This window comes from Pseudonocardia abyssalis (assembly GCF_019263705.2).
Taxonomy (GTDB): Bacteria; Actinomycetota; Actinomycetes; order Mycobacteriales; family Pseudonocardiaceae; genus Pseudonocardia; species Pseudonocardia abyssalis.
Window position 1 is genome coordinate 4,550,559 of the sequence record NZ_JADQDK010000001.1, and the last position, 18,193, is coordinate 4,568,751.

Annotated in this window: 17 protein-coding genes; 7 read left to right on the forward strand and 10 right to left on the reverse strand. The window is 74.4% G+C overall.

Features of this window, described 5'->3' with window-relative positions:
- Positions 1 to 15 precede the first annotated feature (15 nt).
- The 3 genes from I4I81_RS22175 to purD all read right to left on the reverse strand — a co-directional run bounded on the left by I4I81_RS22175 (position 16) and on the right by purD (position 3,526).
- The gene (locus I4I81_RS22175; protein ID WP_218605637.1) at positions 16 to 1,146 is read right to left on the reverse strand and encodes a pyridoxal phosphate-dependent aminotransferase; all 1,131 of its coding nucleotides are present in this window, start codon (positions 1,144 to 1,146) and stop codon (positions 16 to 18) included.
- A 177-nt stretch (positions 1,147 to 1,323) separates the two neighbouring features.
- A complete protein-coding gene (locus I4I81_RS22180; RefSeq protein ID WP_218616304.1) occupies positions 1,324 to 2,001 on the reverse strand; it encodes a hypothetical protein in 678 nt (225 codons plus the stop codon).
- Positions 2,002 to 2,260: 259 nt separating this feature from the next.
- A complete protein-coding gene (gene purD / locus I4I81_RS22185) occupies positions 2,261 to 3,526 on the reverse strand; it encodes a phosphoribosylamine--glycine ligase (protein WP_218605625.1) in 1,266 nt (421 codons plus the stop codon).
- A 123-nt stretch (positions 3,527 to 3,649) separates the two neighbouring features.
- Between purD and I4I81_RS22190 the strand changes: the two genes are divergently transcribed.
- Positions 3,650 to 4,762, forward strand: coding sequence for a glycerophosphodiester phosphodiesterase (locus tag I4I81_RS22190; RefSeq protein ID WP_218605626.1), 1,113 nt, complete (start codon positions 3,650 to 3,652; stop codon positions 4,760 to 4,762).
- Between the two features lie 4 nt (positions 4,763 to 4,766).
- On the opposite strand, the gene I4I81_RS22195 is transcribed toward I4I81_RS22190, so the two are convergent.
- Entirely contained in the window at positions 4,767 to 5,039 is a 273-nt protein-coding gene (locus tag I4I81_RS22195; RefSeq protein ID WP_218605627.1) for a UBP-type zinc finger domain-containing protein, read from the reverse strand.
- 18 nt (positions 5,040 to 5,057) lie between these two features.
- On the opposite strand from I4I81_RS22195, the gene I4I81_RS22200 reads away from it, so the two are divergent.
- Positions 5,058 to 6,632, forward strand: coding sequence for a Na+/H+ antiporter (locus I4I81_RS22200; RefSeq protein WP_218616305.1), 1,575 nt, complete (start codon positions 5,058 to 5,060; stop codon positions 6,630 to 6,632).
- 88 nt (positions 6,633 to 6,720) lie between these two features.
- Here I4I81_RS22200 and I4I81_RS22205 read toward each other — a convergent pair whose 3' ends face one another.
- From I4I81_RS22205 to acs, 5 genes are all read right to left on the reverse strand, one after another.
- On the reverse strand, positions 6,721 to 7,644 hold the full coding sequence (locus tag I4I81_RS22205; RefSeq protein ID WP_218601917.1) for an alpha/beta fold hydrolase: 924 nt from the start codon (positions 7,642 to 7,644) through the stop codon (positions 6,721 to 6,723).
- A gap of 3 nt (positions 7,645 to 7,647) precedes the next feature.
- A complete protein-coding gene (locus I4I81_RS22210) occupies positions 7,648 to 8,148 on the reverse strand; it encodes a phage holin family protein (protein ID WP_226363508.1) in 501 nt (166 codons plus the stop codon).
- 89 nt (positions 8,149 to 8,237) lie between these two features.
- Positions 8,238 to 9,437, reverse strand: a complete 1,200-nt coding sequence (gene nhaA, locus I4I81_RS22215) for a Na+/H+ antiporter NhaA (RefSeq protein WP_218601915.1) — start codon at positions 9,435 to 9,437, stop codon at positions 8,238 to 8,240.
- A gap of 74 nt (positions 9,438 to 9,511) precedes the next feature.
- Positions 9,512 to 9,943 carry an alternative ribosome rescue aminoacyl-tRNA hydrolase ArfB gene (gene arfB / locus I4I81_RS22220; protein ID WP_218601920.1) on the reverse strand — a complete coding sequence of 144 codons (432 nt, stop codon included), beginning with the start codon at positions 9,941 to 9,943 and terminating at the stop codon, positions 9,512 to 9,514.
- 2 nt (positions 9,944 to 9,945) lie between these two features.
- The gene (acs, locus tag I4I81_RS22225; RefSeq protein WP_218601914.1) at positions 9,946 to 11,916 is read right to left on the reverse strand and encodes an acetate--CoA ligase; all 1,971 of its coding nucleotides are present in this window, start codon (positions 11,914 to 11,916) and stop codon (positions 9,946 to 9,948) included.
- 134 nt (positions 11,917 to 12,050) lie between these two features.
- Here acs and I4I81_RS22230 point away from each other — a divergent pair, with 134 nt between their 5' ends.
- Complete coding sequence (locus tag I4I81_RS22230) at positions 12,051 to 12,791, forward strand: oxidoreductase (RefSeq protein WP_372453539.1); 741 nt, start codon at positions 12,051 to 12,053, stop codon at positions 12,789 to 12,791.
- A 352-nt stretch (positions 12,792 to 13,143) separates the two neighbouring features.
- Here the strand turns inward: I4I81_RS22230 and I4I81_RS22235 are convergent, their stop codons facing one another.
- Positions 13,144 to 13,959: an HAD family hydrolase gene (locus I4I81_RS22235; RefSeq protein WP_218601912.1), complete on the reverse strand. Its 816-nt coding sequence runs from the start codon at positions 13,957 to 13,959 to the stop codon at positions 13,144 to 13,146.
- Between the two features lie 408 nt (positions 13,960 to 14,367).
- On the opposite strand from I4I81_RS22235, the gene ssd reads away from it, so the two are divergent.
- Genes ssd through I4I81_RS22255 form a run of 4 tightly spaced genes read left to right on the forward strand, consistent with a single transcriptional unit; the run spans position 14,368 to position 18,120 of the window.
- Entirely contained in the window at positions 14,368 to 15,456 is a 1,089-nt protein-coding gene (gene ssd, locus I4I81_RS22240) for a septum site-determining protein Ssd (RefSeq protein WP_275957360.1), read from the forward strand.
- 8 nt (positions 15,457 to 15,464) lie between these two features.
- Positions 15,465 to 16,622 carry a TadA family conjugal transfer-associated ATPase gene (locus I4I81_RS22245; protein WP_372453541.1) on the forward strand — a complete coding sequence of 386 codons (1,158 nt, stop codon included), beginning with the start codon at positions 15,465 to 15,467 and terminating at the stop codon, positions 16,620 to 16,622.
- Entirely contained in the window at positions 16,616 to 17,419 is an 804-nt protein-coding gene (locus tag I4I81_RS22250) for a type II secretion system F family protein (protein ID WP_218601911.1), read from the forward strand. Before I4I81_RS22245 ends, I4I81_RS22250 begins: the two co-directional genes overlap by 7 nt.
- On the forward strand, positions 17,416 to 18,120 hold the full coding sequence (locus I4I81_RS22255; protein ID WP_218601910.1) for a type II secretion system F family protein: 705 nt from the start codon (positions 17,416 to 17,418) through the stop codon (positions 18,118 to 18,120). Before I4I81_RS22250 ends, I4I81_RS22255 begins: the two co-directional genes overlap by 4 nt.
- Positions 18,121 to 18,193: the final 73 nt, after the last annotated feature.

An 18,193-nucleotide genomic window follows, 5' to 3' on the forward strand; every position in this document is an offset into this window, starting at 1 on the left:
ATCCGCCGAGCGCTGCTACCGGTGCCTGACGGCGACCTCCAGCCACCCGTCGAGCCGGCGGAGCGCCTCCCGCACGTCCTCGGTGGCCCCCGCGCAGGAGAACCGGATCCAGCGGTGCCCGTCGACCGGGTCGAAGTCCAGGCCCGGCGCCACCGCCAGCCCGACGTCGGCGAGGAGCCGGTAGGTCAGGTCCATCGAGTCCGCCGTGAGGTGGGAGACGTCGGCGTAGACGTAGAACGCGCCGTCGGCCGGCGCGAGCAGCGTGATGCCGAGGCGGGGCAGCCCGGCGAGCAGCAGGTCGCGGTTCACGGCGTAGCGCCCGACGTGCCCGTCGGCCTCGGCATAGCTCGACTCCGCGAACGCCCCGAGCGCCGCCCGCTGCGCCGGGGCGGGCGGGCAGACGGTGAAGTTGCCCGCCACGCGGTCGGCCGCGCGCAGCAGCCGCGGGGGCAGCAGCAGCCAGCCGAGGCGCCAGCCCGTCATCGAGAAGTACTTGGAGAAGGAGTTGACGACGATGGCGTCGCGCGAGGTCTCCCAGGCGCACGACGTCGCGGGCGTCCCGGGGTAGGAGATGCCGTGGTAGATCTCGTCGCTGACGAGCTGCACGCCGGTGCGCGCGCAGTACTCGGCCAACGCGGCCAGCTCCTCGGGGGCGAGCACCGTGCCCGTCGGGTTCGCCGGGCTCGCCACGACCAGGCCCTTCACCGGCTCGTCGAGCGCCTCCAGCATGGCGACGGTCGGTTGGTAGCGCGTCTCGGGCCCGCACGGCAGCTCGACGACCTCGCAGCCCAGCGCGGAGAGGATGTTGCGGTAGCAGGGGTAGCCGGGGCGGGCCATCGCCACGCGGTCGCCCGCGTCGAACGCGGCGAGGAACGCGAGCAGGAACCCGCCCGACGATCCGGTGGTGACGACGACCTGCTCGGACGGCACCTCGAGGCCGTGGGTGCGGCCGTAGTGGCCGGCGATCGCCGAACGGAGCTCCGGGATCCCCAGGGCCACCGTGTAGCCGAGCACCTCGTCGGCGATCGCCGCGGTCGCGGCGTCGCGCACCGCCTGCGGCGCTCCGGTGGAGGGCTGGCCCGCGGAGAGGTTGACGAGGTCACCGTGGGTGCGCTGGCGCTCTCCCGCCGCCGCCCACACGTCCATGACGTGGAACGGGGGAATGGCGGCGCGGCGTGATGCGGTGGGCAGTGGGGTCGGCACGCCCTAGGAAAGCACGACGGGCGGGCCGGGCTCCCCGAGAGGAGCCGGGCCCGCCCGAGGCGGTCACCGACCTCGGAGGATCGACGCTGAACGGTCCGAGGCCGACGACCGGGACGTTCCTCAGGCCTCCGTGGAGTCCGCGGCGGCGGTGTCGGAAGCGGCGGTGTCGGAAGCGGCTGTGTCGGAACCGGCGGTGTCGGAACCGGCGGTGTCGGAACCGGCGGTGTCGGAAGCGGCGGTGTCGTCCGCGGCGTCGGCTCCGGTGGCGCCGGCCTCCTCCGAGCCCGTCTCGGCTGCGGAGGTGTCGGGGGCGGAGGTGTCGGGGGTCGACGGCAGGCCGGGCAGAGCGGGCAGGGCGTCCGCACCCGGCAGCGCGGGGAGCCCGCCGAGGCCCGGGAGCTCCGGCAGGGCGCCCACGCCGGGCAGCGCGGGAAGCGCGGTCGGGACCGCGAGGGAGTCCGCGCCGGGGAGGGCGGGCAGGGCGTCGACGCCCGGCAGGCCCGGGAGCGCAGCGAGGTCGAACGCGTCGCCGGCGGGGAGACCGCCGAGACCGGACGCGTCGGACTCCGGCAGCGAGCCCTCCGATGCCTCGTCCGCGGCGGCCGACGAGTCGGCGGCGCTCGAGTCGGTGGAGTCGGTCGAGACGGAGTCGGTCGAGACGTCCTCGGACGGGTCGGGGGCGGCCGACGCCGGACCGGCGACGGCGAGCATCGCGACCGGGGCGCCGATGACGCCCAGTGCCACCCGGCGGGCGAGCAGGGCGGTGCGGCTCGGAGCGGCGTGACGGGGGTTGCTCATGCGGTGATCCTCTGCATCGGGGAAGGAGTGCTGCCCGGAGGACCGCGGCCACGGCCGGTTGATGCGGGGAGCGACAACCATGTCGATCTCTCCGGACGTCCCGAGGGTGGCGTCGACCCGCGGCGCCTGCAAGTGGCGCACCGTGACCGATTTGCGAGGTGTCGTGGCTGAACGACCGCACCACCTGCACGGGATGGCAGATATCGAGCAGGTCACGACTGCGCAACATCACCACATCGGGTGACTTTGCGTAACCTCGTCACTCGAGTGAGGGAACGGTGATCTCCCCGCGCACGGCCCGCAGGGCGATGTCGGTGCGGTGGTGTGATCCGGCCAGGTGCACGGTGTCGAGGCGGCGGTAGGCGTCGTCGCGGGCCGCGGCGAGATCCGCGCCCGTCCCGACGACCGACAGCACCCGCCCGCCCGAGGACACCACGGCCCCGTCGTCGCGGCGACGCGTGCCGGCGTGCAGCACGCCGTCGCCGTCGGCCCCCCTGATCGGGTCGCCCACCCGCGGCGTGCCCGGGTAGCCCTCCGCCGCCACGACGACCGTCACCGCCGCGCCCTCCGCCCACTCCAGGGCGGGCACCTGCGCCAGCGTGCCGGTCGCGGTGGCGTGCAGCAGCCCGGCCAGTGGGGTGCGCAGCAACGCGAGCACGGCCTGGGTCTCCGGGTCGCCGAAGCGGCAGTTGAACTCGATCACCGACGGGCCGTTCGAGGTGAGCGCGAGCCCGGCGTAGAGCAGCCCGGAGAAGGGGTTCCCGCGCGCCACCATCTCCCGGGCGACCGGCGCGACCACGGACTCCACCAGTGCGTCGGCCAGGTCCGGCGACGCCCACGGCAGCGGCGCGTAGGCCCCCATCCCGCCGGTGTTGGGGCCGCTGTCGTCGTCGCCGACGCGCTTGAAGTCCTGCGCGGGCAGCAGCGGCACGACGGTCCCGCCGTCGACGAAGCAGAACAGCGACGCCTCCGGCCCGTCGAGGAACGCCTCCAGCAGCACCGGGTGCCCGCCGTCGAGCAGCGTCATCGCGTGGGCGCGCGCGAGGTCGCGGTCGGGGGTGACGACCACGCCCTTGCCCGCCGCGAGTCCGTCGTCCTTGACGACGTAGGGCGGGGTGAAGCGGTCGAGGGCGGCGTCGAGGTGGGCGGGGTTGTCGACGATCTCGCAGCCCGCGGTCGACACCCCGGCGGCGGCCATGACGTCCTTCGCGAACGCCTTCGAGCCCTCGATCCGGGCGGCGTCGGCGCTCGGGCCGAAGCAGGCGATCCCCGCGGCGCGCACGGCGTCGGCGACGCCCGCGACGAGCGGCACCTCCGGCCCGATCACCACGAGATCGGCCCGCCAGCTCCCGGCCAGCGCCGTGACGGCCGCGGGATCGACGACGTCGAGACCCCGCTGCTCGGCCACCGACGCCGTGCCCGCGTTGCCCGGGGCACAGGCGAGCGCCGTCACCCCGGGGTCCTGCGCGAGCGCGAGGAGGATGGCGTGCTCCCGAGCACCGGACCCGACGACCAGAACGCGCACGAGGCAGGAGCCTAGAGTGGCCGCTCACGGGTACGCTCGCCGCACCTGCCGTTCACACCCCGGACCCGGTGTCGACGCACTCTCGTGGTGACGCAGTGGTCCGACCGGTCGAGTCTGCACTCCATGCCTCCCCGTCTCCCACTGCGAGGACTCACCGTGGCCGTACTCTCCGCCGTCACCGTGGCGGGAGCACCTTCCGCTACCGCCCCCACCGTGCACGCCGGGGAGGGGGAGACCGCCCGGGTCGTCGTCATCGGGCACCGCGGCGCGTCCGGCTACCGCCCCGAACACACCCTGGCCTCCTACGAGCTCGCCGCGCGGATGGGCGCCGACTTCATCGAGCCCGACCTCGTCACCACCGCCGACGGCGTGCTGGTCGCGCGGCACGAGCCGGAGATCGGCGGCACCACCGACGTCGCGGACCACCCGGAGTTCGCCGACCGGCGCATCACGAAGACGATCGACGGCGCCGAGTACACGGGCTGGTTCACCGAGGACTTCACCCTCGCCGAGCTGCGGACGCTGCGCGCGACGGAGCGGATCCCCCAGGTCCGCCAGGAGAACACGATCTACGACCGCCGCTTCGTCATCCCCACCTTCGACGAGGTGCTGGAGCTGCGCGCACGCCTGTCGCGGGAACTGGGCCGCGAGGTCGGCGTGTACCCGGAGACGAAGCACCCCACCTACTTCGCCTCGCTCGGCCTGCCGCTGGAGCCGGCGCTGGTGCGGGCGCTGGACGAGGCCGGGCTCAACCGGGCCGACGCGCCGGTGTTCGTCCAGTCGTTCGAGACCACGAACCTGCGCGCACTCGACGCCGAGCTCGCGGTGCCGCTCGTCGCGCTGCTCGAGGCCGACGGGATACCGGCCGACCTCGCGGCTGCCGGCGACACCCGCACGTACCTCGACCTCATCACCCCCGACGGCCTGGCCGACCTCGCGACGTTCGCCGACGGCATCGGCCCGGACAAGGACCTGGTGATCCCCCGCAATCCCGACGGCACGCTGGGCACGCCCACCCCGCTGGTCACCGCCGCCCACGCCGTCGGTCTCGTGGTGCACCCGTACACGTTCCGCAACGAGAACCAGTTCCTGCCCACGAACCTGCGCTCCCCCGGGGCCGACACCGACTACGGCGACGTGTTCGCCGAGTACGAGGCGTTCTTCGCGGCCGGGGTCGACGGCGTGTTCGCCGACAACCCCGACACCGCGGTGACGGCCCGGTCGCTGCACGGGTAGCGCGTCAGACGATGCGCTCGTCGGCGTAGCACCACCGCCACGCCTCACCCGGTTCGTAGGAGCGGACGACCGGGTGGTCGTGGCCCGTCGCGTGGGCGGTGGCGTGCCGGTGCGGGCTGGAGTCGCAGCAGGCGACGTGCCCGCAGCTCAGGCACAGCCGCAGGTGGGCCCAGACGTCCTCGCCCAGCGCTCGGCAGTCGAAGCACCCGTCGGCGCTGTCGGGGGCGGGTTCGGACCAGGACCCGTCGTCGAAGGTCACGGTGTGGGTGCAGGCCATGTGAGCCATCCTTCACCCATGCACGTCGAGCTCACACTCCTCGTCCTCGTACTGGGCGCGCTCGCGATCACCGCGGTGTGCCGCCGCTTCGACGTCTCGGCCCCGCTGGTGCTGGTCGTCGCCGGGATCGCCGCCTCGTTCCTGCCGGGGATCGAGGACCTGGAGATCGAGCCGGACATCGTGCTCCTGGTCGTCCTGACGCCACTGCTGTACTCCGCGGCGCTGGAGTCGTCCTACCTCGGGATCCGGGCCAACCGGCGCCCGATCGGGCTGCTCGCCGTCGGGTTGCCCGCGTTCACGGCGCTGGCCGTCGGCCTGGTCGCGTGGTGGCTGGTGCCGGAGCTGTCACTGCCCGCGGCCCTCGTGCTCGGGGCGGTGGTCGCGCCCCCGGACGCGGTGTCGGCGCTCGCGGTCGGTCGCCGGCTCGGACTCCCCCGGCGGGTGATGACGATCCTCGGCGGCGAGAGCCTGATCAACGACGCCACCGCGCTGACACTGTTCCGGGTGTTCGTCGTCGTCGCGGCGGGCACGGCGGTGTCGGTGGCCGAGGCGGCCGGGCTGTTCCTGCTCGCGGCGGTCGGGGGCACCCTCATCGGACTCACGGTCGGGTGGGTCGTGCACCGCCTGCGGATGCGGCTGCACGACGCCCGCGTCGAGAGCGCGCTCGGGCTCGTCGTGCCGTTCGGGGTGTACCTCGTCGCCGAGCAGGCGCAGACCTCCGGCGTGCTCGCCGTCGTCGTCACCGGGCTCTACCTCGGCCACAACGCACCCGAGGGTGGCTACGCGTCGCGCCTGCAGGAGCAGGCGGTCTGGCAGGCCAGCGACACGATCCTGGAGTCGGTCGTGTTCGCGCTCATCGGGCTCCAGCTGACGAACGTGATCGCGCAGGCCGGTCCGGACGTCGGACGGCTCGTGCTCTACGGGCTGGTCGTCACCGCGGCCACGGTGCTCGCCAGGGTCCTGTGGGTCTTCCCGGCGACGTACCTGCCGCGGGCGCTGTTCCGGGGCGTACGCAAGGCCGATCCCCGGCCGCCGTGGCAGGTGCCGGCCGTCATCTCGTGGTCGGGGATGCGCGGTGTCGTCACGCTCGCCGCCGCCTTCGCGATCCCGGCCACCGTCCCCGGCCGCGAGACGATCGTGTTCCTGGCCTTCTTCGTGACGATCGCGACGCTGCTGCTGCACGGCCTGACCCTGCCCGCGGTGATCCACCGCCTCGGCGTGCGCGACTCCGGTGGGCAGGCCCAGGTGCTCGCCGAGGCCCAGGCGCAGTACTCCGCGGTGCAGGCGTCGATCGGGCGGCTCGACGAACTGATGGCCGACGCGGGCGGCGGCGCCACCGCGCACACCGCGGAGAAGCTCCGGCGGTTCGCGCAGATGCGCGCCAACCAGGTGTGGGAGCAGCTCGGCCGCCCGGACTCGGAGGCGGGCGAGAGCCCGAGCGCCGCGTACAACCGCCTGCGGCGCGAGATGCTCACCCGTGAGCGTGACGCCTTCGTCGCCAGCCGCGACGCCGGGGAGATCGACGACGAGATCCTGCGCCGCGTGCAGCGCCAGCTGGACCTGGAGGAGGCGATGCTGGCGCGCGACGACTGACCCCGCGAGTCTGCCGCCCCACCCGGCGAGTCTGCCGCCCCCACCCGGCGAGTTTGCCGATCACGCACGGCGAGTTCGCCGATCACGCTCAGACCGTCAGGAAGCCGGCCAGCAGTCCGTTCACGACCGCCGGGCGCTCCTCGTGTGGGAAGTGACCGACGCCCGGCAGCAGCTCCGTCCGGTACGCCGCTGCGGCCCACCGCGCCGACAGCGCGGCCGTCGACTGCAGCAGACACGGGTCGATCTCGCCGTGGATCTGCAGCACCGGGGCGTCGACGGGCCGGGACACCGCGGCCGCGAACCGTCGACCGTCTCCGCGGAACTGCGACCGCAGCGCCCACCGGTAGTACTCCATCGCGCAGTGCACCACCCCCGGCACCCGGATCGCGCTGCGGCAGCGGGCGGCGGCGTCGGCGAAATCGTCGGTCCCGACCCAGTCCGGGCCGGACCACGCGCGCAGGATCGCCTCGACGCGCGCCCCGTCGCCGCGGCACAGGGCGCTCTCGGGCCACCGCGGCACCTGGAACGCCAGTGCGTAGCTCGCCGTCGCCCGCCCCTGACCGCGCGGGTCCCGGACGAACGCCGACCGCACGGCCATCGGGTGTGGTGCGCCGAGCACGGTGAGCGAGCGGACCCGGCGGGGGTGCAGTGCGGCCGTCGTCCAGCCGATCAGCCCGCCCCAGTCGTGCCCGACGACGTGCGCGCGGGTCTCCCCCAACGCCCCGATCAGACCGGCGGCGTCGCCGGCGAGGGTCCACAGGTCGTAGCCGCGGGGCGGTTTGTCCGAATCACCGTAGCCCCGCAGGTCGACCGCGACAGCCCGGAACCCGCGCCCCGCCAGGTGGATGAGCTGATGGCGCCACGTCCACCAGAACTCCGGAAAGCCGTGCAGGAGGACGACGAGCGGACCGTCCCCGCACTCGACGACGTGCTGCCGGATGCCGTTGGCCGACACCTCGGAGTGTCTCCACGGACCCGGGATGCGCACCGACGACGGATCGGGTGCGCGCACGGGTCAGCTGGTGCCGCGTCCGTTCAGCTGGGCGGGGGTGTCGGCACGGTTGCGGTTCGACAGGACCTGCGCCGACTCCTTGAGCGAGCTGATCGTGCGCTCGGGCTTGCGGATCTTGCGGACCCGCAGGTAACCGAGCAGACCGAACACCGCGGCGACGAGGATCATGAAGCCGAACACGATCCAGAACGACGCGGAGCGGTTGAGGAACAGCGCGAGCGTCTCGCCGAGCGCGAAGAACAGGAAGAAGAGGCTGAACAGCGCCACGACCAGCGCGACGATGAAGAAGATGCTGCCCTGCAGGCCCTTCTTCACCTCGGCGGTGACCTCGGAGCGCGCGAGCTCGACCTCGGCACGCACGAGCGTGGAGACCTGGGCGGTCGCCTCGCGGACGAGTCCGCCGATCGACTGGTCGGCGGCTGCGACCACCGGCTCCTTCGAGAGCGGGATCGAGGGCAGCACGGGCGGAACCTCCGTGCCGTTGGAGCTGGTCGGGCTGGCCACCACTGTCCTCCTGCACGTGCTGCGAGCGCGTCTCGATGATCGGGAGGCCATCCTTCCACGCGACCGGCGGCGGTGCCCGGCCAGGCGCGTCAGGTCCCCTCGTCGGGTGTGGCGTGCACCCGTCCGCGACGCAGCAGCAACGCTGCGCCGATCAGTGCGGCGGCCGCCGACGCGATCAGGACGGCCGCCTTCGCCGCGTCGAGGACCTCGGGCAGGTCGGCCAGCGACAGTTCGGCGATCAGCAGGCTGACGGTGAACCCGACACCGCCGAGCATCGACACCGCCACCATGTCCCGCCACCCCAGCCCGCGCGGGCGACAGGCCGGGGTGATCCGGATGGCGACCCAGGCGAAGCCGAGGATGCCGACGACCTTCCCGAACAGCAGCCCGGCCATGACGGCGAGCGGGACGGGCGCGGTGAACACCTCGCGCAGCGCGTCGGCCCCGACCGGCACACCCGCCGCGAACAGCGCGAACACCGGCACGCAGAACCCTGCAGACCAGGGCTGCAGCCGGTGCTCCAGCCGCACCGCGGGCGCGTGCCGCTCACCGTCGTCGGGCCGGACCCGGGTGAGCAGGCCGAGCAGGACCCCGGCGATCGTCGCGTGGATCCCGGCCTCGTGGATCGCCACCCAGACCGCGACACCCAACGGCACGTAGATCCACCATGCCCGCACGCGGCGCCGCTGCAGGAACCAGTACAGCGCTGCGCCGAGCAGGCCGGCCCCGAGCGCGAGCAGGTCCAGCCCCGTGCTGAAGACGAACGCGATGACGGCGATCGCACCCAGGTCGTCGGCGACGGCCAGGCCCAACAGGAACACCCGCGCGGTGACCGGCAGGGCCGATCCCGCCAGCGCGAGCACGCCGAGCGCGAACGCGATGTCGGTGGCGACCGGGATCGCCCAGGCCTGCTCCATGCCCGGCGCACCGCCGCCCACGACCAGGGCGACCACCGCCGGCACGACCATCCCGCCCAGTGCCGCAGCCACCGGGAGCAGTGCCTGGCGCAGGCTCGACAGCTCCCCGACGACCAGTTCGCGCTTGAGCTCCAGCCCCACGACGAGGAAGAAGACCGCGAGGAGCCCGTCGGTGGCCCACTGCGCGAGCGTCAGGTCGAGGTGCAGGGCGGCCGGCCCGACGACGGTGTCGCGCAGCCCGACGTACGCACCGGCCCACGGCGAGTTCGCCCACAGCAGCGCCACCGCGGTGGCGACGAGCAGCACCATGCCCCCGACGGTCTCGGTGCGCAGGTAACGGGCGAACTCGGAGACGGGGCGGGGGGCGGTCACGGGCGGCTCCGGAGACGGATCGGGTACGGCAAGGACGTTGCCGACCAGTCTTCCCGGCGCACCGGTGGGGAACCCTACCCGTCGTCGGGACGGCCGCGCAGCCGCTTGACCCGGCCCCGCCGCGTCTTCTCGTCCATCCGGCGGCGCTTCGCCCCCTTCGACGGCTTCGTCGGCCGCCGCGCGGGCGGGTCGGCCGCGGTGGCCCCGCGCAGGGTCGCGGCGAGACGCTCCCGGGCGGCGTCGCGGTTGCGCAGCTGGCTGCGGTGCTCCGATGCGACGACCGTCAGCACCCCGTCGACGAGGCGACCCGCCAGCCGTTCGACGGCCCGGGCGCGCAGGTCGTCGGGCACCGACGGCGAGCGCGCCACGTCGAAGGACAGCTCGACGCGCGAGTCGGTGGTGTTCACGCCCTGCCCACCCGGCCCCGACGCGCGCGAGAACCGCCAGTGCAGCTCCCTCCCGGGAAGCACCAGCGGCCCTCGCACGTGCAGGTCGTCGTCGGCCAGGGCTAGTCCTCGGTCTTGCCGTCCTTGAGCCCCGTGGAGATCAGGTCCATGACGGTGGAGTCGGCCAGCGTCGAGACGTCGCCCACGTCGCGGTTCTCCGCGACATCGCGGAGAAGCCGACGCATGATCTTGCCGGAGCGGGTCTTGGGCAGCTCCTCGACCACGAGGATCTTCTTGGGCTTCGCGATCGGCCCGATCTCCTTGGAGACGTGGTCGCGCAGTGCCTTGATCGCGTCCTCGCCGCCGTCCTTCGCCGCGTTGCCGCGCAGGATGACGAACGCGACGATGCCCTGCCCGGTGGTCTCGTCGGCCGCACCGACGACCGCGGCCTCCGCCACCGTCGGGTGGCTGACCAGCGCCGACTCCACCTCCGTGGTGGAGATGCGGTGCCCGGACACGTTCATCACGTCGTCGACGCGGCCGAGCAGCCAGATGGCGCCGTCGTCGTCGTACTTCGCACCGTCGCCCGCGAAGTAGTAGCCCTGGTCGGCGAAGCGCGACCAGTACGTGTCCTTGTAGCGCTCCTCGTCGCCCCAGATGCCGCGCAGCATCGACGGCCACGGCTTGTCGAGCACCAGGTACCCACCGCCGCCCACGCCGACGGGCTCGGCCTCCTCGGACACGACCTCCGCGCTGATCCCGGGGATCGTGCGCATCGCCGAACCGGGCTTGGTGGCGGTGACGCCGGGGAGCGGGGCGATCATGATCGCGCCGGTCTCGGTCTGCCACCACGTGTCGACGATCGGGCACCTGTCGTGCCCGATGTTCTCCCGGTACCACATCCATGCCTCGGGGTTGATCGGCTCACCGACACTGCCGAGCACCTTGAGGGAGGAGAGGTCGTACTTCTCCGGGATCTCCTTGCCCCACTTCATGAACGTACGGATCAGCGTGGGCGCGGTGTAGTAGATCGAGACGCCGTGCTTCTGCACGATCTCCCAGTGCCGGCCCTCGTGCGGGGTGTTGGGCGTGCCCTCGTAGAGGACCGACGTGGCGCGGTTGGCCAGCGGTCCGTAGACGATGTAGCTGTGCCCGGTGATCCAGCCGATGTCGGCGGTGCACCAGTAGACGCTCTCGCCGGGCTTGTGGTCGAACACCACGTGGTGGGTGTACGCGGCCTGCGTGAGGTATCCGCCCGAGGTGTGCAGGATGCCCTTCGGCTTCCCGGTGGTGCCCGAGGTGTAGAGGATGAACAGCGGGTGCTCGGCGTCGAAGGCCTGCACCTCGTGCTCGTCGGACTGCTTGTCGACGAGGTCGTGCCACCAGACGTCGCGGCCCTCGGTCCAGGGCACCTCGGTCTCGGTGCGCTTGACGACGAGCACGTGCTCGATCGACGGGGTGTCCTTGACCGCCTCGTCGGTGTTCTCCTTCATCGGCGCCGGCTTGCCGCGCCGGAACTGCCCGTCGGAGGTGATGAGCAGCTTGCACTCGGCGTCCTCGATGCGGGCCTTGAGCGCACCGGGGGAGAACCCGCCGAACACGACGCTGTGCATCGCGCCGAGGCGCGCGCAGGCCAGCATCGAGATGACGGCCTCGGGGATCATGGGCAGCTGGATGGCCACCCGGTCGCCCGCCTGCACGCCCAGCTCGGTGAGCGCGTTGGCGGCCTTGCTGACCTCGCTCTTGAGGTCGGCGTAGGTGATGGTGCGGGAGTCGCCGGGCTCGCCCTCCCAGTGGAAGGCCACCTGCTCGCCGTGCCCCTCGTCGACGTGGCGGTCGACGCAGTTGTAGGCGACGTTGAGCTTGCCGTTCACGAACCACTTCGCGAACGGGGGCTGCCAGTCGAGGACCTGGTCCCACTTCTGGTGCCAGTGCAGGCGGTCGGCCTGCTCGGCCCAGAACCCCTCCCGGTCGTCGTCTCCGCGGGCGTACCACTCCTCGGTGGCGTTGGCCTGCGCGGCGAACTCCTCGCTCGGAGGGAAGCTGCGGCTCTCCGTGGACAGGTTGCTCAACGTGGGTCCCGAGTCGGCCATCCGTACCCCTCCTGCTCGTCTTCGCGCCGGGCATCGGCGCCCAGCGCACGTTCTCGGGGGGGACGCTATCGCCCACCACCGACGAATGCACCGGCTGTCCGACCAGTACTCCCCCTACTGGCAGCATGGTTGCGGTGATCGCCACGGACCCGCTCGCACCCCTGACCGCGCTCCCCGGCGTCGCCGACGCCGTGGCCAGGGCCCGCGACGCGGTGGTGGCCGTGCACAACCACCCGGCCAACCGGCAGGGCTGGCCCGCGGGTGCCGCGGAAGCCGGGATCCGGGCCGCGCGCGCCTCGGCCGCGCTCGACGGGGCCCCGCTCGACTCCCCCGACACCGTCACCGACCCGGTCCTCGCGGGCGCGGTCCGGATCGCCGAGGAGTCCGGCCGGTTACTGGCCGCGTGGCGCACCTCTCCGTCGCAGGTCCTGGCCCGCCTGCACGTGCTGGCGGCGACCGACCTGCTCCCCGCCGACCGGCACGGTGCCGAGCTGGGACGGCCGCGGACCGGCGACGGCGTCACCGACCGGCTCGCACTGCTGGCCGGCCTGATCACCGGCGGCACGCGGGCCCCGGCCCCGATCCTGGTCGCCGTCGTGCACGGAGAGTTGCTGGCGCTGCGACCGTTCGGCTCCGCCAGCGGCGTCGTGGCACGGGCCGCTGCACGCCTGACCGCACTCACCGCCGGACTCGACCCCCGCGGCCTGGCCGTTCCCGAGGTCGGCCACCTGCGGCGCGCCGCGGAGTACCGGACGGCGGCCGAGGGCTTCGCGGCGGGCGGCGCACACGGGGTCGGCGAGTGGATCCTGCACTGCTGCGCGCAGTGGGAGGCCGGCGGGCGCGAAGGCCTCTCGATCGCCGACGCCCGCAGCTGAGACCGCACTCGACCGAGACCGCACTCGACCGGGGCGAACGCGAGACGGGCGGCACCCCTCCCGGGGGACCGCCCGTCCACGCGCGACGAATCGGGATCCAGGCGTGCACTACGTGCCGTGTTGGTGGCCTCGGCGTCCGGCGTCCCGGTACGCAGGCCCACGACGACATGCCTCCCGCGGCGTGCTGTGCGTGGAGTGCCCGCTTCCTCGCGCACGGAGCACCGGTCGGGGGAGGCGGATGCTTCTCTGCCGCACCGCCCCTGGCCTCCCGGAAGTCCGTACGACATGTGTAACCCGTGTCACCCGGCACAGCAAGGGCCGACGGCGGGTGCACCGGTTCAGCGACGGTGCGTCACCAACGGCGGCTGCGGTAGGAGTACCAGCCGGCGCCGATCAGGGCGGCCATCCCCACGCTGCCGATCACCGCGGCCGCCGGGACCGGCGGTCGGAACCGCACCCCGAGCGCGACGGGTGCGGTGAAGGTCAGGATCGGCCAGCCGCGCTCCAGCGCCTCCCGGCGCAGCGCCTTGTCCGGGTTGACCGCGGTGGGGTGCCCCACCGCCTCCAGCAGCGGCAGGTCGGTGATCGAGTCGGAGTAGGCGCGGCAGTCGGCGAGCCGGTACCCGCGTGCGGCGGCGATGTCGCGGGCGGCGTGGGCCTTCTCCTCGCCGTAGCAGTAGTACTCGATCTCGCCCGTGTAGCGGCCGTTCACGACGCCCATGCGCGTGGCCAGACAGCGGTCGGCCCCGACGAGCGCGGCGATCGGCTCGACGACCTCCTGGCCCGACGCGGAGAGCACGACCACCTCCTCGCCCGCGGCGCGGTGCTCCGCGATCAGCTCGGTGGCCTCGGCGTAGACCAGCGGCTCGACGATCTCGTGCAGCGTCTCGGCCACGATCGCGCTCACCTGCGCGACGTCCCACCCCGTGCAGAGCTCGGTGATCCGCCTGCGCAGGTGCTCCATCGTCCCGGCGTCGGCACCGGACAGCACGAGCAGCAGTTGCGCGTACCCGCTCCGGAGGACGGCCCGCCTGCTGATCAGTCCCTGACGGCGGAACGGGCGGCTGAACGCCAGCGCACTGGACCCGGCGATGATCGTCTTGTCGAGGTCGAAGAAGGCGGCGGCGGTCGGCCGCCGCGGGAGCGGGATCGACGGCGTACCGGGCATGTCGAGCGAGCTTGCCAGACCACGTGGCCGCCGCAGGTGGCGCGGGGGGCGCGCGTCGCGAAATCGCCGCAGATGCTCCGTCCAGGGGTGCGCGCACGGCCTGATCTCCGGCTACAGTTGACGTCGTCCGGATACGTCCGGACATGGTTCAGCTCGACCCCCCGGAGCTGAACCGACGACGACCCCCGCCAATCCCCCCTGGCGGGGGTCGTCCCGTGTCCGGACGCTCCCCGTCCCAGGCTGCCGCATCGAACCGACGATCCGGTGTCGCGAACCGGCCGAGGGACCGGGTTGTCCACATCGGTCCCCCGCTGTCCACAGAAAGCCGGTTCGTCGCTCCGCACGCCCGATCCCGGGTGACCCTGGATCCCGTCCCGCACCGGGCGGGGCACGACCAGGGAGGCCGCGATGCGCCGATCTCAGCGGGGGCTCGTGATGGTGTCCGACCTCGACCTGCTCGACGCCGTGCTCCGGCTCGCCGCCGCGGCCGGGTGCGAGTTGGAACGGGCAGTCGACGCCACCGCGGCGCGCCGGATGTGGGCCCAGGCACCGGTAGTGCTGCTCGATGCCGGAGCCGCCCAGCACTGCGCGCGCCACGGCCTGCCCCGGCGTGGTCGGGTCGTCGTCGCGGTCCGGGGTGAGCCGCCGCCCGGGGTGTGGCAACAGGCCGTCGCGATCGGGGCGGAGCACGTGGTGTCGCTGCCGGATGCCGAGCCGTGGCTGGTCGCGGCGTTGTCGGAGGCCACCGAGGAACCGCGCGGGCGCGGGCCGGTGCTCGGTGTCGTCGGCGGCCGGGGCGGGGCCGGGGCGTCGGTGCTCGCCGCCGCGGTGGCCGTCGCCGCCGTCCGCGACGGGCGACGGGCGCTGCTGGTCGACTGCGATCCGCTCGGCGGCGGGCTCGACCTGGTACTGGGCGCCGAGGACCTCGACGGCCTGCGCTGGCCCGGGGTCGGCGTCGGCGGCGGGCGGGTCCCGGCGGCCGCGCTGCACGCCGCCCTGCCCGCTCCCGCCGTCGCCGGCCGCGGTGGCGGCCAGCTCGCCCTGCTGTCCTGCGACCGCGCCGCAAGCGGGCCCGGTGCCGCCGCCGTCTCCGCGGTGATCGACGCCGGACGCCGGGCGGGCGAGACGGTCGTCTGCGACCTGCCCCGCCATGGCACCGACGCCGCACTCGCCGCACTCGGTGCGGCCGACCTCGTGGTCCTCGTCGTGCCCGCCGACGTGCGGTCGTGCGCGGCCGCGGCACGGGTCGTCGCGATGCTGGCCGAGCACGGTGCAGTGCCGCGGCTGGTCGTACGCGGGCCCGCCCCGGGCGGGATCGACGCGGCGGAGGTGGCGCGTGCGCTGGAGCTGCCGCTGCTCACCACGATGCGGTCCGAACCGGGTCTCGCCCGTGCGCTGGAACGCGGGGAGGCCCCGGGCCGGACCCGCGGGCCGCTCGCCGCGGCGGCCCGCGCGGTGCTCGCCGAGCTGGGTACGTCCACCGGGAGCGGGTCGTGAGCGAGCGGATGGGCGGGATGTCGGTCGAGCGCGTCCGCTCCCGGCTCGCAGCCACCGGCGACGGCACCGGGGTCGCGGCCGTCGCGGCCGCCGTGCGGGCGGAGTCCGGCGGGGTCGCCTCCGACCTCGACGTGCTCGACGCCCTGCGGGTGCTCCGGGAGGAGTTCGTCGGGGCGGGCCCGCTCGACGCACTGCTGCGCGACCCCCGCACCACCGACGTGCTCGTCAGCGGCGGGGGCCGGGTGTGGGTCGACCGCGGCACCGGGCCCGAACCTGCCGCGGTCCGCCTGCCGGACGAGGCCGCGGTCCGGCGGCTCGCCCAGCGGCTCGCACTGACCGCGGGCCGCCGGCTCGACGACGCCTCCCCCTACGTCGACGGCTGGCTCGCCGAGGCCGGTGTCCGCCTGCACGCGGTGCTCCCGCCCATCTCCCCCGACGGCACGTGCCTGTCGCTGCGCGTGCTGCGGCCCGCGGCCCACGACCTGGGGGCGCTGCAGCGGATGGGCACCATCGACGCGGGAGGCGAGGCCCTGCTGCGGGCCGTCCTCGCAGCGCGGCTGGCCCTGCTCGTCTCCGGGGGAACCGGCACGGGGAAGACCACGATCCTCGGTGCGCTGCTCAGTGCGGTCGATCCGCGGGAGCGCATCGTCTGTGTGGAAGATGCCCAGGAACTGGCCCCTCGGCACCCGCACGTCGTCCGGCTGGTGTCGCGGCCCGCCAACATCGAGGGCGCGGGCGGTGTCGTGCTGCGCGACCTCGTGCGCGAGGCGTTGCGGATGCGGCCCGACCGGCTCGTCGTCGGCGAGGTGCGGGGGGCGGAGGTCGCCGACCTGTTGTCCGCGATGAACACCGGTCACGACGGCGGGGCGGGCACCGTGCACGCCAACTCGGTCCGCGAGGTGCCCGCCCGGCTCGAGGCACTGGCTGCCGTCGGCGGGATGTCGCGGGTGGCGCTGCACAGCCAGCTCGCCGCCGCGGTGCAGGTGGTGCTGCACATGCGCCGTCTGCGCGGCGGGGCGCGCGTCCTCGACGCGGTCGGGGTGCTCGCCCGTTCGGAGACCGAGGTGCAGGTCCTGCCGGCGTGGACCCGGTCCGGCGGCTGGACCACGGAGCGGCAGGCCCTGGGGCGCCTGTTCGCCGAGCGGGAAGTGCCGGCGCCGTGGTGACGATCTCGTGCGCCGCGCTCGCCGCCGCGCTGGCGCTCCTGCCCCCGCCCGCCGCGGTGGCACGGCTGGGCGCGCTCCGGCCGGGCATCGACCGCACGCGACCGTGGCGGTCCCCCGGGGCGGCGCTGCCCGTCGTCGCGGGCGGGGTGGTCGGGCTGGTCGTCGCCGGGCCGGGCGGCGCGGTCGCCGGCCTGTTGATCGGAGCGACGGTCCGCCGCCTCCGGACGGCCCGCCGCACCGAGACCGCCGAGGCGGGCACGGCGGGTGAGCTCGCGTCGGCGATCACGCGGATGGCCGACGAACTCGCCGCCGGTGCGCATCCGGCGACGGCGCTGGGCGGGGCGTCGGCCGACGGTCCGCGGGCCCGCGCCGTCCTCGCCCCCGCGGCTGCCGCGAGCGGACTCGGCGACGACGTCCCGGCCGCCCTCCGCCGCGGCGCCGGGGAGCACCCGGAGGTGACGTCCGAGATCGGGCGGCTCGCCGCGGCCTGGGCCCTGTCCGACCGGTGCGGTGTACCGCTCGCCGAGCTCCTCGCCGGGGCGGCGGCCGACCTCGGCTGGCGCGTGCGGTTCGCCGCGCGGGTGCGTGCGGAGCTGGCCGGGCCACGGGCCACGGCGCTGGTGCTCACGGCGCTGCCCGCGCTCGGTCTGGCACTCGGCCAGTTGGTCGGAGCAGACCCGATCGGGGTGCTGCGCAGCGGACTGCTCGGACAGGCGCTGCTCGTCGTCGGGGTGGCCCTGGCCGCGGCCGGGGTCGCGTGGACCGAGCACATCCTGCGGGCTGCGGTGCCCCGATGACACCCCCGGTCCTGCTCCTGCTCGCCGCGGCCCTGCTCGTGGGCGGGCCCCGCGTCGGCGCGGCGCGGTTGAACGCGACCCCCCGCGCCGGAGTCGGTGCCCCCGCCGCGCTACGACCTGCCTGGATCGCGGTCGGGACCGTGGCGGGCGGTGCCGCCGGCCTGGCACTGGGCGGCCCGGTGGCGGGTGCGGTCTCCCTGCTCGGGTCACTGGGCGCACTGGTCGTCCTGCGCCGGCTGCCGTCGAGGGTGTCCCCTCCCGACCTCGCGACGCTCGCCGCCGGGTGGGAGCTGCTCGGCGTCTGCCTGCGGGCGGGGCTACCGGTGGCCTCGGCCGTCGCCGCGGCGGCCGGCCCGCTGCCCGGCCCCACCGGGGTCGAGCTGCGGCGGGTGGCCGGGTTGCTCGAGCTCGGCGCCGACCCGGCCGACGCGTGGCAGGCGGCGCAGGACGTCCCCGTCCTCGCCGTGTTCGCCCGGGCCGCCGGGCGCTCGGCGGGCACCGGCGCGGCGCTCGCCCAGGTCGCGGTCGCAGAGGCCGCCCGCGTGCGCGCCGAGCTCGTCGACACCGCACAGGCACGTGCCCAGCGGGCAGGCGTGCTGATCACCGGGCCGCTCGGCCTGTGCTTCCTGCCCGCCTTCCTGGTCCTCGGCATCGCCCCGGTCGTCATCGGCCTGGCGGGCCAGGCACTCGCACGGTGGTGACCACCGTGTCCGTCCCGACGAAGGAGACAACCCATGATCACGACCCTGACCCGACGCCTGCACCGGCTCGCCG